Origin of the sequence: Limnohabitans sp. Hippo4 (assembly GCF_003063605.1) — a bacterium.
Classification (GTDB): domain Bacteria; phylum Pseudomonadota; class Gammaproteobacteria; order Burkholderiales; family Burkholderiaceae_C; genus Limnohabitans_A.
In genome coordinates this window covers 316,672-330,470 of sequence record NZ_NESE01000001.1, presented here as the reverse complement: position 1 = coordinate 330,470, position 13,799 = coordinate 316,672, and the positions used below count along the sequence as shown (strand labels likewise).

Here is a 13,799-nt window from a genome sequence, read left to right as displayed (position 1 = left end):
ATTGGATTCAGGTAGGGCTAGCGCTAGCCGCCATCAGGCCATTGGCGAAATGCGCTTGCATTCTTGCGGCAGTTGCCACAGGGTCTTTGGCATTGAGAGCTGCCATGATGGCCTGATGCTCAGCCAACGACTCGGTAATGCGGCCGGTCTTAAAGAGCGAGTTGTGACGGTTGAGTTTCATCACTTTGCGCAAGTCGGCCACCATTTGGTCACGCCATTTGTTTTGAGCCAGCTCCAACAAGCACATGTGAAACGCTTCGTTCACTTCAAAAAACTTGTCGTGTTTTTCTTTGCCAGGTTTGCCAGCTGCTTCTAGCTCGGCATGGAGTGATTGCAGTTTCTTCAAGTCTGCAGGGGAGGCGGTTTGGGCCACCACCGCAGCCGCATCGCTTTCTAAAAGGCTGAGCAGGTGATACACATCCCGCAGATCTTTTTCTGAAACCTCGGTGACATAGGCACCGCGGCGCACTTTCATGGTGACCAGGCCTTCAGCGGCCAATACTTTCAAGGCCTCCCGGAGGGGGGTGCGGCTGATGCCATAAGCCTTGGCAATTTGAAGCTCGTCAATCCAGCTGCCAGGCTCAAGCTCGCGGCTGAAGATGCGCTGCCGGATCAGTTCGGCAACTTCTTCATAGAGCGCACGTGGCGCCAAAGACGGGACGGCAGACAGGGCAGGCATGGTGGCTAAATCGTGAAAATTGGCCTAAAGTGGGCCGTTTGGCGGATTGTAAGGCAAGTACAATATTTTGCATCAATAATTATGAATCATATTGAGGACCCCGTGACATGACCCAGCCCAAGAACGAATTCAAGAACGCACAACTCGAAGATTGGATGCGTGCAGCGCAGAAGTCTGCGCCCGGCGGCAATGTCGAAGCCCTCAATTGGAAAACGCCTGACGGCATCTCCGTCAAGCCTTTGTACACGGCCGAAGACACAGCGACATTGCCGTACGCCAACACCTTGCCTGGCTTCGAGCCGTTCTTGCGTGGCCCTCAAGCCACCATGTATTCCGTACGTCCTTGGACCATTCGTCAGTACGCAGGTTTTTCTACGGCAGAAGAATCCAATGCTTTCTACCGCAAGGCTTTGGCAGCCGGCGGTCAAGGCGTGTCAGTAGCCTTCGACTTGGCAACACACCGCGGTTACGACTCCGACCATCCTCGCGTTACGGGCGATGTGGGCAAAGCCGGTGTAGCCATCGACTCTGTCGAAGACATGAAGATTTTGTTTGACCAGATTCCCCTCGACAAGGTGTCTGTGTCAATGACCATGAACGGCGCGGTGTTGCCCGTGCTGGCAGGTTACGTGGTGGCCGCTGAAGAGCAGGGCGTGAGCCAAGATAAATTGTCGGGAACCATTCAGAACGACATTCTGAAAGAGTTCATGGTGCGCAACACCTACATCTATCCGCCAGAGCCGTCGATGAAAATCATTGGCGACATCATTGAGTACACGGCCAAGAACATGCCGAAGTTCAACTCAATTTCCATTTCGGGTTATCACATGCAAGAGGCCGGTGCCAATCAGGCCCTCGAGATGGCCTTCACCTTGGCCGACGGCAAAGAGTATGTCAAAACCGCCATCGCCAAAGGCATGGACGTCGATGATTTTGCAGGCCGCTTGTCCTTCTTCTGGGCGGTGGGAATGAATTTCTATTTGGAAATTGCCAAGATGCGGGCCGCGCGTTTGCTGTGGTGCCGCATCATGAAGGGCTTCGATGCTAAGAACCCCAAGAGCCTCATGTTGCGCACGCACAGCCAAACCTCTGGCTGGTCACTCACCGAGCAAGACCCCTACAACAATGTGGTGCGCACCACCATTGAAGCCATGGCGGCGGTGTTTGGTGGCACGCAGTCTTTGCACACCAACAGCTTTGATGAAGCCATTGCCTTGCCTACCGAGTTCAGCTCGCGCATTGCTCGCAACACCCAGCTGATCATTCAAGAAGAAACGCACATCACCAACGTGATTGACCCTTGGGCTGGCAGCTACATGATGGAATCGCTGACGCAAGAGATGGCCGACAAAGCCTGGGCCATCATTGAAGAAGTGGAAGCCATGGGCGGCATGACCAAGGCGGTGGACAGCGGTTGGGCCAAGCTCAAAATTGAAGCAGCCGCGGCCGAGAAGCAAGCTCGCATTGACTCTGGCAAAGACGTCATTGTGGGTGTGAACAAATACAAGTTGGCCAAAGAAGATCCAATTGACATTCTGGCCATCGACAACGTCAAAGTACGCGACGGCCAAATTGAACGCTTGAAGAAAATCCGCGCCACGCGCGATAACGCCAAAGTGCAAGCCACGTTGGACGCACTCACAGCCTCGGCCGAAAGCGGCCAAGGCAACTTGCTCGACCTCAGCATTCAAGCCATTCGCTTGCGCGCCACGGTGGGCGAAGTGTCTGATGCATTGGAAAAAGTTTTTGGGCGCCACCGCGCCGATACACAAAAGGTGACCGGTGTGTACGCTGCTGCTTACGACTCAGCCGAAGGTTGGGATCAACTGAAAAAAGAAATCAACGAATTTGCCGACGCCAAGGGTCGTCGTCCTCGCGTGATGATCAGCAAGTTGGGTCAAGACGGTCACGACCGTGGCGCCAAAGTGGTGGCTACGGCCTTTGCCGATTTGGGCTTTGACGTGGACATGGGCCCCTTGTTCCAAACACCGGAAGAGTGCGCGCGTCAAGCCATTGAAAACGATGTACACGCGGTAGGCGTTTCAACTTTGGCTGCAGGTCACAAAACTTTGGTGCCAGCCATCATTGCCGAATTGAAGAAGCAGGGCGCCGATGACATCATCGTGTTTGTGGGCGGTGTCATTCCGCGTCAAGACTACGACTTCCTATACGAAGCCGGCGTGAAGGGCATCTACGGCCCCGGCACCCCTATTCCAGCCAGCGCCAAAGATGTTTTGGAGCAAATTAAAAAGGCTTTAGGTTGAGCCCTCAAGACCTCATGCAAGGTGTGTTGCAGGGACAGCCGGCGGTTCAACGCCGTGCCATGGCCAAGTCCATCACCTTGCTCGAGTCCACTCTGCCTGCACACCGTGTGCAAGCGGATGAACTGCTCACGGGATTGTTGCCCCATTCAGGCAAGTCCTTTCGCTTAGGCATTAGTGGCGTGCCGGGCGTCGGTAAATCCACTTTCATTGAAGCGTTGGGCTTGTTCTTAATTGCACAAGGTCATCGTGTGGCTGTGCTGGCCATCGACCCTTCGTCCACCGTTTCTGGCGGCTCAATCTTGGGCGACAAAACGCGCATGGAGCACCTGAGCGTTCACGAGAAAGCCTACATTCGCCCCAGCCCTTCGAGTGGCACCTTGGGCGGCGTGGCTGAGAAAACGCGTGAAGCCATGTTGGTGTGCGAAGCAGCAGGCTACGACGTGGTGATTGTGGAAACCGTTGGGGTAGGCCAGAGCGAAACCGCTGTGGCCAACATGACTGACATGTTTGTGCTGATGCAGTTGCCAAACGCCGGTGACGATTTGCAGGCCATTAAAAAAGGCGTGATGGAATTGGCCGATTTGGTGGTGATCAACAAAGCCGACATTGACACTTCAGCTGCGACGCGCGCCGAAGCGCAAATTACCAGCGCATTGCGTTTGTTGGGCTTGCACGGCAACCACGATCATGCGCACTACAACGAAGACATTTGGCATCCTGAAGTGTTGCAAATCAGTGCACTGCTCAATCAAGGCGTTGACAGTTTTTGGCATCGCGTACAAAAGTTCAAGCGCCTGCAACAAGCAAACCACAAATTTGAACATCGCAGACAACAGCAAGCTCAAGCCTGGATGTGGGAACGCATTGATGCGGGCTTGAAACAAAACTTCCGAGGTCAGGCAAGCGTGCAAGCACTGTTGCCTGAGCTTTCGCAAAAAGTGATTTCAGGCCAAATGCCTGCGTCCACTGCTGCAAGACAACTGCTGGCTGCTTATCAAGCAACTGGTTTTCCTACAAATTGAAATTTCCCGTATTGGAGTGAAGAAAGTAAATCATGCAAGACATCATTCAACAACTCGAAACTAAACGCGCTGCGGCTCGCATGGGCGGCGGACAAAAACGCATTGACTCACAACATGCCAAAGGCAAGCTCACGGCGCGTGAACGCCTGGAAGTGTTGCTAGACGAAGGCACCTTCGAAGAGTGGGACATGTTTGTGGAGCACCGCTGCACAGACTTTGGCATGCAAGACAACAAAATTCCTGGTGATGGTGTGGTCACAGGCTACGGCATGATCAATGGCCGTTTGGTTTTTGTTTACAGCCAAGACTTCACCGTGTTTGGTGGTGCCTTGTCTGAATCGCATGCCGAGAAGATTTGCAAAATCATGGACCAAGCCATGAAGGTCGGTGCTCCGGTCATTGGCTTGAACGATTCGGGCGGTGCGCGCATTCAAGAGGGCGTGGCTTCTTTGGGCGGTTATGCCGAAGTGTTCCAACGCAATGCCATGGCCAGCGGTGTGATTCCCCAAATCAGCATGATCATGGGCCCTTCAGCCGGTGGTGCCGTGTATTCACCCGCCATGACCGATTTCATCTTTATGGTCAAAGACAGCTCGTACATGTTTGTGACGGGCCCTGAAGTGGTCAAGACCGTGACGCACGAAGAAGTGACGGCCGAAGAATTGGGCGGCGCTTTAACGCACACCACCAAGAGCGGTGTGGCCGACATGGCGTTTGAAAACGACGTGGAAGCTTTGCTGATGCTGCGCCGTCTGTACAACTACTTGCCACTGAACAACCGCGAAAAAGCCCCTGTTCGCGCAAGTGGTGACCCGACCGACCGTCAAGACATGAGCTTGGACACCTTGGTGCCGATGAACGCCAATCAAGCGTACGACATGAAAGAACTCATCACCAAGACGGTGGACGATGGTGACTTCTTTGAACTCCAGCCCGACTACGCCAAAAATATCCTGATCGGTTTTGCCCGCATGGCCGGCCAAACTGTGGGCATCGTGGCCAACCAGCCTTTGGTCTTGGCCGGTTGCTTGGACATCAAGAGCTCCATCAAAGCGGCACGCTTTGTGCGCTTCTGCGATGCCTTCAGTATTCCTGTGGTGACATTTGTGGACGTGCCTGGCTTCATGCCGGGTACCTCACAAGAATACGGCGGCATCATCAAGCACGGTGCTAAATTGCTCTACGCTTATGCAGAGTGCACAGTGCCAAAAATCACGGTCATTACACGCAAGGCTTATGGCGGTGCCTACGACGTGATGGCGTCCAAGCACTTGCGCGGCGACGTTAACTTTGCCTGGCCCAACGCTGAGATTGCGGTGATGGGTGCGAAGGGCGCCGTGGAAATTATTTTCCGCGAAGACAAAAACGATCCCGTGAAGTTGGCAGCACGCGAAGCTGAGTACAAAGACCGCTTTGCCAACCCCTTCGTGGCTGGTGCACGCGGCTTCATTGACGACGTGATTCAACCGCATGAAACACGCAAACGCATTTGCCGTTCATTGGTGATGTTGAAAGACAAAAAAGTAGAAAACCCATGGCGCAAGCACGGCAACATTCCACTCTAAGTGGCATGACCGACAAAGCTTGAACTGAATACGCCATTAGGAGAAAAAATATGTTTACCAAAATTTTGATTGCCAACCGCGGTGAAATTGCCTGCCGTGTCATTGCAACCGCCAAGAAAATGGGCATTGCCACGGTTGCCGTTTATTCCGAAGCCGACAAAGAAGCACGCCACGTGATGCTGGCCGATGAGGCCGTGTTGTTGGGCCCCGCGCCATCGCGCGAGTCCTATTTGGTGGCCGACAAAATCATTGCTGCTGCCAAATCGACAGGCGCACAAGCCATTCACCCTGGCTACGGTTTCTTGTCTGAAAACGAAGCCTTTGCCAAGCGCTGTGAAGACGAGGGCATTGCCTTCATTGGCCCACGCCACTTCTCGATTGCCGCCATGGGCGACAAAATTGCCTCGAAGAAATTGGCCAACGAAGCCAAGGTCAACACCATTCCTGGTTACAACGATGCCATTGACACAGCCGAGCAGGCTGTGGAAATTGCCAAGGGCATTGGCTACCCCGTCATGATCAAAGCCTCTGCTGGCGGCGGTGGCAAAGGTCTGCGCGTCGCCTTCAATGACAAAGAAGCCTTTGAAGGTTTCACGTCTTGCCGCAACGAAGCACGCAACTCCTTTGGCGATGACCGCGTCTTCATTGAGAAGTTTGTAGAAGAGCCCCGTCACATTGAAATTCAAGTCTTGGGCGACAGCCATGGCAATGTGATTTACTTGAACGAGCGCGAGTGCTCTATTCAACGTCGTCACCAAAAAGTGATTGAGGAAGCGCCGTCACCTTTCATCAGCGATGCCACACGCAAAGCCATGGGTGAGCAAGCGGTGGCCTTGGCCAAAGCTGTGAAGTACCAATCTGCAGGCACGGTTGAGTTTGTGGTCGGCAAAGACCAAAGCTTCTACTTCCTAGAGATGAACACGCGCTTGCAAGTGGAGCACCCCGTCACCGAAGCCATCACGGGCGTTGACTTGGTGGAGATGATGATTCGTGTGGCCAACGGCGAGAAGTTGCCCATCACACAAGCCGATGTGAAGCGCAACGGCTGGGCCATTGAGTGCCGTATCAATGCTGAAGATCCCTTCCGCAATTTCTTGCCTTCGACAGGCCGCTTGGTGCGATTCCAAACGCCTGTGCAAACCATGTTCCAGTCCAACACGCAAGACCTCTTGGGTGTGCGTGTGGATACAGGCGTGCAAGATGGTGGCGAGATCCCCATGTTCTACGACTCCATGATCGCCAAGTTGATCGTGCACGGCACAGATCGCAACGACGCCATTGCCAAAATGCGCGAAGCCTTGAATGGTTTTGTTATTCGCGGCATTAGCTCCAATATTCCATTCCAAGCCGCTTTGTTGGCACACCCCAAATTTGTGGCCGGCGATTTCAACACAGGTTTCATTGCTGAAAACTACGCCCATGGTTTCCGCGCTGAAGATGTGCCGCACGAAGATCCTGATTTCTTGGTGGCCTTGGCTGCGTTTGTTCGCCGTAAATCACGCGAGCGTGCCGCCAACATCAGCGGTCAATTGCCAGGCTATGACGTGCAAATTGGTCACGACTACAGCGTCATTGTTCTCGGCGCTAAAGGCAATAATCGCTATATCAATGTTCATGTGGACGAGTTCCGCGGTCAGAGCGGCAAAGCCATCATCAAGGTGGGTGAGAACCACTACATCATTGAAAGCCATTCACGTTTGAACGATGTGCGCATTAGCGGTACGGTCAACGGTAAACCTTTCACATCACAGGTGGAACGCGGCACACCCAAAAATCCTTTGGCATTGCAAATCCAACACAACGGTACGCGCATTGAAGCCTTGGTGGTGTCGCCCCGCATGGCTGAGTTGCACCAAATGATGCCGTTCAAAACACCACCCGACATGAGCCGTTTTGTTCTGTCGCCCATGCCTGGCCTGTTGGTCAATGTGGCCGTCACGCCTGGTCAGAAAGTTCAAGCCGGCGAGCGCGTGGCGGTGATTGAAGCCATGAAGATGGAAAACATCTTGTTTGCGGCGCACGATGGCGTGGTGAAAAAGGTCTTGGCTGCTCAAGGCGAATCTCTCTCGGTAGACCAAGTGATTGTGGAGTTTGAAGCATGAGTGTGATCAACCGTCCCTTCAAGGTCTTGGGCATTCAGCAAATCGCCATCGGTGGACCTGACAAAGTCAAACTGCAAAAACTCTGGGTCGACATGTTTGGCCTAGAAGTGACGGGCACCTACAAAAGCGACCGCGAAAATGTGGACGAAGACATTTGCGCCATGGGCGTGGGCCCCTTCAAAGTGGAAGTGGACTTGATGCAGCCCATGGACCCCGAGAAAAAACCAGCCGTTCACACCACACCCTTGAATCATGTGGGTTTGTGGATTGACAACTTGCCAGTGGCCGTTGAGTGGCTCACTTCGCAAGGTGTGCGCTTTGCGCCGGGTGGCATTCGCAAAGGTGCAGCCGGCTTTGACATCTGCTTCATTCACCCTAAGGGCAATGAAGAGTTGCCCATTGGCGGCGAGGGTGTGTTGATAGAGTTGGTACAAGCACCCGAAGAAGTGGTCAAAGCCTTTGGCGCATTGGCCGCGCAATACGCTTAAAGCTTCAAGTCTTTTGGCGTGCTTTGGCTTTGGCCATGGCCGCTTCGATGATGGCCCGCTTGCGGGCCATTTCTTTGTCCGCCGCATCTTGATCGGAAGTCGTTCCCGATGGCGTTTCCATCGGACGTGTGTGGGCTTCCAAGTCCGCCAGCTTCATGGCGGCTTTGGCTTCTAGTCTTGCTGCTTGTTCACGTTCTTCAATGACCAGTCGGTGCTGACGTGCTTCATAGCGTTGTCTGGCTTGTGCAGCCAATTCGGGTGACCAGGCAGCCCATGCTGTTTTGTCGCCAGAGATGGGCACCATCTCAATGCAGTCAACGGGGCAAACAGGCAGGCAAAGATCGCAGCCAGTGCAAACAGCTTCTATGACGGTGTGCATCACCTTGTTGCTGCCCAAGATGGCATCGGTAGGGCAGGCCTTGATGCACAACGTGCAGCCTATGCACCAAGCCTCATCGATCACGGCCACGGTCAAGGGGGCTTCTACCCCGTGCTCAGGGTTAAGAGGCAAGGGCGCTTGATGGGTTAGCTGAGCTAAGACGGCAATGCCTGCCGCGCCACCGGGTGGACACTGATTGATGGGTGCGTTGTCATTCGCAATGGCCTGCGCATAGGCCTTGCAATCGGGATAGCCGCATCGTGTGCACTGCGTTTGCGGCAGCGCATCGTTGATGCGGTCAGCCAGCGAACTCACTTTTTGCGAGCGACGGCTTTAGAAGTCACAGATTTGGCGGTGCGCTTCACTGCAGCTTTGGCTGTGGTTTTGGCGGCAGCTTTCACTGTTGGTTTTGCGGCGGCTTTGCTTGCAGGCTTCTTTTTTCCGCTGACATCGTTGTGCGCCAAAATGAATTTGACCACTTCGGGGTACACCACATCGCGCCAACGGCGGCCGCTGAAAATGCCGTAGTGACCGGCGCCTGGTACTTCCAAGTGCTTGCGATTGTTGGGCTTGATGTTGCTGCACAAACCATGTGCCGCAGCCGTTTGGCCAGAACCCGAAATATCGTCCAACTCACCTTCAACGGTGAGCAATGCGGTGGTGCTGATGTCTTGAGGGCGCACCAGTTCGGCTTTGCCTTGAGGGTTCTTGACGTTCCAAGTACCGTGCACCAAGTTGTAATCTTGGAAAACCGTTTTGATGGTTTCCAAATAGTAGTCGGCATCCATGTCGAGCACCGCGTTGTACTCGTCATAAAACTTGCGGTGCGCTTCAGTGCTGGCGTCGTCACCTTTGATCAAGTCTTTGAAATAATCGTAGTGGCTGGTGGCGTGGCGATCGGGGTTCATGGCCACAAAGCCTGTGTGCTGCAAGAAGCCAGGATAAACGCGGCGGCCAGCACCAGGGAAGTTGCTGGGCACTTTGTAAATCACATTGTTTTCAAACCACTCAAAGCTCTTGTTCATGGCCAAGTTGTTGACCGCAGTGGGCGACTTGCGCGCATCAATGGGGCCGCCCATCATGGTCATGGACAAAGGTGTTTTCTCGCCACGCGAGGCCATCAAGGATACGGCTGCCAAAACAGGCACCGTGGGCTGACACACGCTGACCACGTGGCAGTTGCCATACACGCCTTGCACATGGCGAATGAACTCTTGCACATAGTTCACATAGTCGTCCAAATGGAATTCGCCATCAGCCAAAGGCACCAAGCGGGCATTTTTCCAATCGGTGATGTAGACCTTGTGGTCTTTGAGCATGGTTTTGACGGTGTCGCGCAGCAGGGTGGCGTAGTGGCCAGACAAAGGCGCAACGATCAAAACAGCGGGTTGTTTTTTGAGGGTGCTGAGGGTTGGCGCATCGTCTGAAAAGCGCTTGAAGCGTCGCAACTCACAAAATGGCTTGTTGATTTCGACGCGTTCATGAATGGCGACATCGACTTTGCCAACTTGGACCGTGCGAATGCCAAACTCGGGCTTGACATAGTCCTTGCCCAAACGGTGCATCAATTCGTAACTGGCAGACACGCGCTGTGCCAAAGGCGAATTGCCCATGGGGTTCAGCGGGTTGCTGTACATCTTGGCGGCAGCCTGAGCCAAGTCTGCAAAAGGCTCCATGATGGAACGCTGAGTTTCGTAGAGTTGGTAGAGCATGACTAAATCACCTTAAATTGTTGCACTGCAGCAATATAGCAGTTGTGATGCATGGAAAATGGAGTCGCGCATCTAAATTGAATTGAATGCGCGACATTCAGGTTCACAAACTAGGACCTTTAGATCACCTTGGCAATGGCCTGGCAAACGTAGTCGATGTTTTTGCTGTTCAACGCGGCCACGCACATGCGGCCTGTGTCGGTGCCGTAAACGCCAAATTCAGAGCGCAAGCGAACCATTTGGTCTTTGGTCAGGCCAGAGTAGCTGAACATGCCAATTTGGGTGGTGATGAAGCTCATGTCTTGCTTCACGCCAGCGGCTTTCAGGCCGTCGACCAATTTTTGGCGCATGGCTTTGATGCGAACGCGCATTTCAGCCAGCTCTTTTTCCCAAGTGGCGCGCCACTCGGGGTTGGCCAACACAGCCGCCACCACCGCGCCACCGTGGATGGGAGGGTTGGAGTAGTTGGTGCGAATCACAATTTTCAATTGGCTGAGAACACGGCCACATTCTTCTTTGTCTGCGCAGACCACAGACAAAGCTCCGACGCGCTCGCCGTACAAGCTGAAGCTCTTAGAGAAAGAGGTCGACACAAAGAAGTTGAGGCCGGCGGCCACAAACTTGCCAATGACAGCGCCGTCTTCGGCAATGCCGTGTCCAAAGCCTTGGTAAGCCATGTCCAAGAAGGCTGTCAGGTTTTTGGCTTTGACCGCTGCAATCACCTGGTCCCATTGGGCGGCTGTGATGTCATAACCGGTGGGGTTGTGGCAGCAAGCATGCAGTACCACGATGGTGCCAGCCGCAGCTGCGTTGAGGCTGGCCAACATGCCGTCAAAGTTGACGCCGCGTTTATCGGCGTCGTAGTAGGCGTAGGTATCAACTTGGAAGCCCGCGTTGGCAAACAGCGCGCGGTGGTTTTCCCAGCTGGGGTCAGAAATCAAAACCTTGGCGTTGGGGCTGACTTTTTTCAGGAAGTCGGCGCCAATTTTGAGGCCGCCGGTACCGCCAATGCCTTGCACGGTGGCCACGCGACCGGACTTGACAGGTTCGCTGTCGGCACCAAACACCAGGCTTTTCACAGCGGCGTCGTAGGCGGCAATGCCGTCGATGGGCAGGTAGCCACGGGCGCTGGGTTTGTCCATCATGGCTTTTTCAGCAGCTTGCACGCACTCGAGCAATGGGAGTTTGCCGTTGTCGTCGAAATAAACGCCCACACCCAAGTTCACTTTGTTGGGGTTGGTGTCGGCTGCAAATTGTTCGTTCAAACCCAAGATGGGGTCGCGGGGGGCCATTTCGACGGCGGTAAACAGAGACATGAAAAAAGTCCTTGATAAGGAGGTTGCGGATGGCAGAAATCCCAAACCTAGGTTAGGCTTTAGGGTTGCCCCTAATTTTAACGGCTCTTTCTTCCATTTTTCGCCCCAAATTGACCCATCTCAAGAAGTTCCATGGCCGTCTCACCCGATTCTTTTGAACCCGTCCTCGAAGCCGTGCCGCATGTGGCACCTGAAGGCAAATTTGTGCATTACGAGGGCTCGCCCTTTGAGTTGTACCAACCCTATCCGCCAGCGGGCGATCAACCCACCGCCATCGAAGGTTTGGTGGAGGGGCTGAATGACGGCGAAGTGTTTCAAACCTTGCTGGGCGTGACGGGCTCTGGCAAGACTTTCACCATGGCCAACGTGATTGCCCAAATGGGCAAGCCCGCCATTGTGTTTGCGCCCAACAAAACCTTGGCCGCACAGCTGTACTCAGAATTTAGAGAGTTCTTTCCTAAAAACGCCGTTGAGTATTTCGTCAGCTATTACGACTACTACCAGCCTGAAGCCTATGTGCCTCAGCGAGATTTGTTCATTGAAAAAGACTCCGCCATCAACGAGCACATTGAGCAGATGCGTTTGTCATGCACCAAGAGTTTGATGGAACGTCGCGACGTGGTCATTGTGGCCACCGTGTCGGCCATTTACGGCATTGGTGAGCCCGAGAGTTATCACCGCATGATCATGACATTGCGCACCGGCGACAAAGTTGGGCAGCGCGATGTGATCTCTCAACTCATTCGCATGCAATACATGCGCAATGACCAAGACTTTAGCCGCGGCAAGTTTCGTGTGCGAGGCGACACCATCGATGTGTTTCCCGCCGAGCATTCTGAGTTGGCGGTGCGCATTGAATTGTTTGACGACGAAGTTGAAAGCCTGCAATTGTTTGATCCCCTAACAGGTCGAATCCGTCAAAAAATTCCCCGCTTCACCGTTTATCCTTCCAGCCACTACGTCACTCCGCGCGACAAAGTATTGGCTGCGGTGGAGACCATCAAAGTTGAACTGGCCGAGCGCCTTCAACAACTGGTGGGCATGGGCAAATTGGTGGAAGCACAGCGGCTAGAGCAACGCACGCGTTTTGATTTGGAAATGCTCAGTGAAGTGGGGCACTGCAAAGGCATTGAAAACTACACCCGTCATTTGTCGGGCGCAGAACCTGGTGCCGCACCCAGTACCCTGACCGACTACATGCCCTTAGATTCCATCATGTTCTTGGACGAGAGCCACCAAATGATTGGTCAGCTCAACGCCATGTACAACGGCGACCGCGCACGCAAAACCACGCTGGTGGAATATGGCTTCAGGTTGCCCAGCGCGCTGGACAATCGGCCGCTTAAATTTGAAGAGTTTGAAACCAAAATGCGCCAATGCATTTTTGTGTCGGCCACACCAGCCGATTACGAAAAAACGCATTCAGGCAAAGTGGTGGAGCAGGTGGTCAGGCCCACAGGTTTGGTCGACCCCCAAGTGGAAGTGCGACCCGCCATTCACCAAGTGGACGATGTGCTGCAAGAAATTCGCATCCGCGTTGAAAAGCACGAGCGCGTACTCATCACCACACTGACCAAACGCATGGCCGAGCAATTGACCGACTATTTGTCTGACAACGGCGTGAAGGTTCGTTACTTGCACTCCGATGTCGACACTGTGGAGCGTGTTGAAATTTTGCGCGACCTGCGCCTTGGCACCTTCGATGTGTTGGTGGGCATCAATTTGTTGCGCGAAGGTTTGGACATTCCCGAGGTGTCTTTGGTTGCCATTTTGGACGCCGACAAAGAAGGCTTCTTGCGCTCAGAACGCAGCTTGATCCAAACCATTGGCCGTGCAGCGCGAAACCTTCATGGCCGCGCCATTCTCTATGCCGATCGCATGACCGATTCCATGAACCGCGCCATCGGCGAAACCGAGCGCCGGCGGGCCAAGCAACTGGCCCACAACGAAGCCATGGGCATCACGCCGCGCAGCATCGTGAAGCAAGTTCGCGACCTGATTGATGGTGTGTACAGCGAGAAGGCGGGCAAAGAAGCCGAACGCTTAGAGTTGGCCGCCGTTCAGCGGGCCAAAGTGGAGGAGATGAGCGAGAAGGACATCTCCAAAGCCATCAAGCAACTCGAGAAGCAGATGATGGAACACGCCAAAAACCTCGATTTCGAGAAGGCGGCCCAGGTGCGAGACCAGCTGCAGATGCTCAAGGCGCAAGCTTTTGGTGCACCAGGAACCGACAACGTGGTGGTGCTGAAAGCCTGAAGCAAAGCCCGAAACG

Annotated in this window: 10 protein-coding genes; 6 read left to right on the top strand and 4 right to left on the bottom strand. The window is 54.0% G+C overall.

Translation table 11 applies throughout. The features are described from left to right. Positions 1 to 7: 7 nt before the first annotated feature. Entirely contained in the window at positions 8 to 670 is a 663-nt protein-coding gene (locus B9Z46_RS01495) for a GntR family transcriptional regulator (protein WP_108254807.1), read from the bottom strand. A gap of 116 nt (positions 671 to 786) precedes the next feature. Here B9Z46_RS01495 and scpA point away from each other — a divergent pair, with 116 nt between their 5' ends. From scpA to B9Z46_RS01470, 5 genes are read left to right on the top strand one after another with little or no spacing between them, the layout of a single operon-like run. Then, positions 787 to 2,943, top strand: coding sequence for a methylmalonyl-CoA mutase (gene scpA / locus B9Z46_RS01490; protein WP_108254287.1), 2,157 nt, complete (start codon positions 787 to 789; stop codon positions 2,941 to 2,943). Positions 2,944 to 2,957: 14 nt separating this feature from the next. Continuing rightward, the gene (gene meaB, locus B9Z46_RS01485) at positions 2,958 to 3,965 is read left to right on the top strand and encodes a methylmalonyl Co-A mutase-associated GTPase MeaB (protein WP_108254806.1); all 1,008 of its coding nucleotides are present in this window, start codon (positions 2,958 to 2,960) and stop codon (positions 3,963 to 3,965) included. A 32-nt stretch (positions 3,966 to 3,997) separates the two neighbouring features. After that, positions 3,998 to 5,530 carry an acyl-CoA carboxylase subunit beta gene (locus tag B9Z46_RS01480; protein ID WP_108254286.1) on the top strand — a complete coding sequence of 511 codons (1,533 nt, stop codon included), beginning with the start codon at positions 3,998 to 4,000 and terminating at the stop codon, positions 5,528 to 5,530. A 50-nt stretch (positions 5,531 to 5,580) separates the two neighbouring features. Further along, positions 5,581 to 7,632, top strand: coding sequence for an acetyl/propionyl/methylcrotonyl-CoA carboxylase subunit alpha (locus tag B9Z46_RS01475; protein WP_108254285.1), 2,052 nt, complete (start codon positions 5,581 to 5,583; stop codon positions 7,630 to 7,632). Then, positions 7,629 to 8,120: a VOC family protein gene (locus tag B9Z46_RS01470; protein ID WP_108254284.1), complete on the top strand. Its 492-nt coding sequence runs from the start codon at positions 7,629 to 7,631 to the stop codon at positions 8,118 to 8,120. The genes B9Z46_RS01475 and B9Z46_RS01470 overlap by 4 nt, the downstream gene beginning before the upstream one ends. Positions 8,121 to 8,124: 4 nt before the next feature. On the opposite strand, the gene rsxB is transcribed toward B9Z46_RS01470, so the two are convergent. From rsxB to B9Z46_RS01455, 3 genes are all read right to left on the bottom strand, one after another. Then, complete coding sequence (rsxB, locus tag B9Z46_RS01465) at positions 8,125 to 8,814, bottom strand: electron transport complex subunit RsxB (protein ID WP_108254283.1); 690 nt, start codon at positions 8,812 to 8,814, stop codon at positions 8,125 to 8,127. Further along, positions 8,811 to 10,211 carry a polyhydroxyalkanoate depolymerase gene (locus tag B9Z46_RS01460; protein WP_108254282.1) on the bottom strand — a complete coding sequence of 467 codons (1,401 nt, stop codon included), beginning with the start codon at positions 10,209 to 10,211 and terminating at the stop codon, positions 8,811 to 8,813. The genes rsxB and B9Z46_RS01460 overlap by 4 nt, the downstream gene beginning before the upstream one ends. Positions 10,212 to 10,330: 119 nt before the next feature. Next, on the bottom strand, positions 10,331 to 11,527 hold the full coding sequence (locus B9Z46_RS01455) for an amino acid aminotransferase (protein ID WP_108254281.1): 1,197 nt from the start codon (positions 11,525 to 11,527) through the stop codon (positions 10,331 to 10,333). Positions 11,528 to 11,659: 132 nt separating this feature from the next. On the opposite strand from B9Z46_RS01455, the gene uvrB reads away from it, so the two are divergent. After that, entirely contained in the window at positions 11,660 to 13,783 is a 2,124-nt protein-coding gene (gene uvrB / locus B9Z46_RS01450) for an excinuclease ABC subunit UvrB (protein WP_108254280.1), read from the top strand. Positions 13,784 to 13,799 lie beyond the last annotated feature (16 nt).

Coding starts and splice junctions, on each gene's coding strand:
- uvrB (WP_108254280.1), top strand. CDS start 11,660: ATGGCCGTCTCACCCGATTCTTTTGAACCCGTCCTCGAAGCCGTGCCG.
- B9Z46_RS01460 (WP_108254282.1), bottom strand. CDS start 10,211: ATGCTCTACCAACTCTACGAAACTCAGCGTTCCATCATGGAGCCTTTT.
- B9Z46_RS01455 (WP_108254281.1), bottom strand. CDS start 11,527: ATGTCTCTGTTTACCGCCGTCGAAATGGCCCCCCGCGACCCCATCTTG.
- scpA (WP_108254287.1), top strand. CDS start 787: ATGACCCAGCCCAAGAACGAATTCAAGAACGCACAACTCGAAGATTGG.
- B9Z46_RS01470 (WP_108254284.1), top strand. CDS start 7,629: ATGAGTGTGATCAACCGTCCCTTCAAGGTCTTGGGCATTCAGCAAATC.
- B9Z46_RS01475 (WP_108254285.1), top strand. CDS start 5,581: ATGTTTACCAAAATTTTGATTGCCAACCGCGGTGAAATTGCCTGCCGT.
- B9Z46_RS01480 (WP_108254286.1), top strand. CDS start 3,998: ATGCAAGACATCATTCAACAACTCGAAACTAAACGCGCTGCGGCTCGC.
- meaB (WP_108254806.1), top strand. CDS start 2,958: ATGCAAGGTGTGTTGCAGGGACAGCCGGCGGTTCAACGCCGTGCCATG.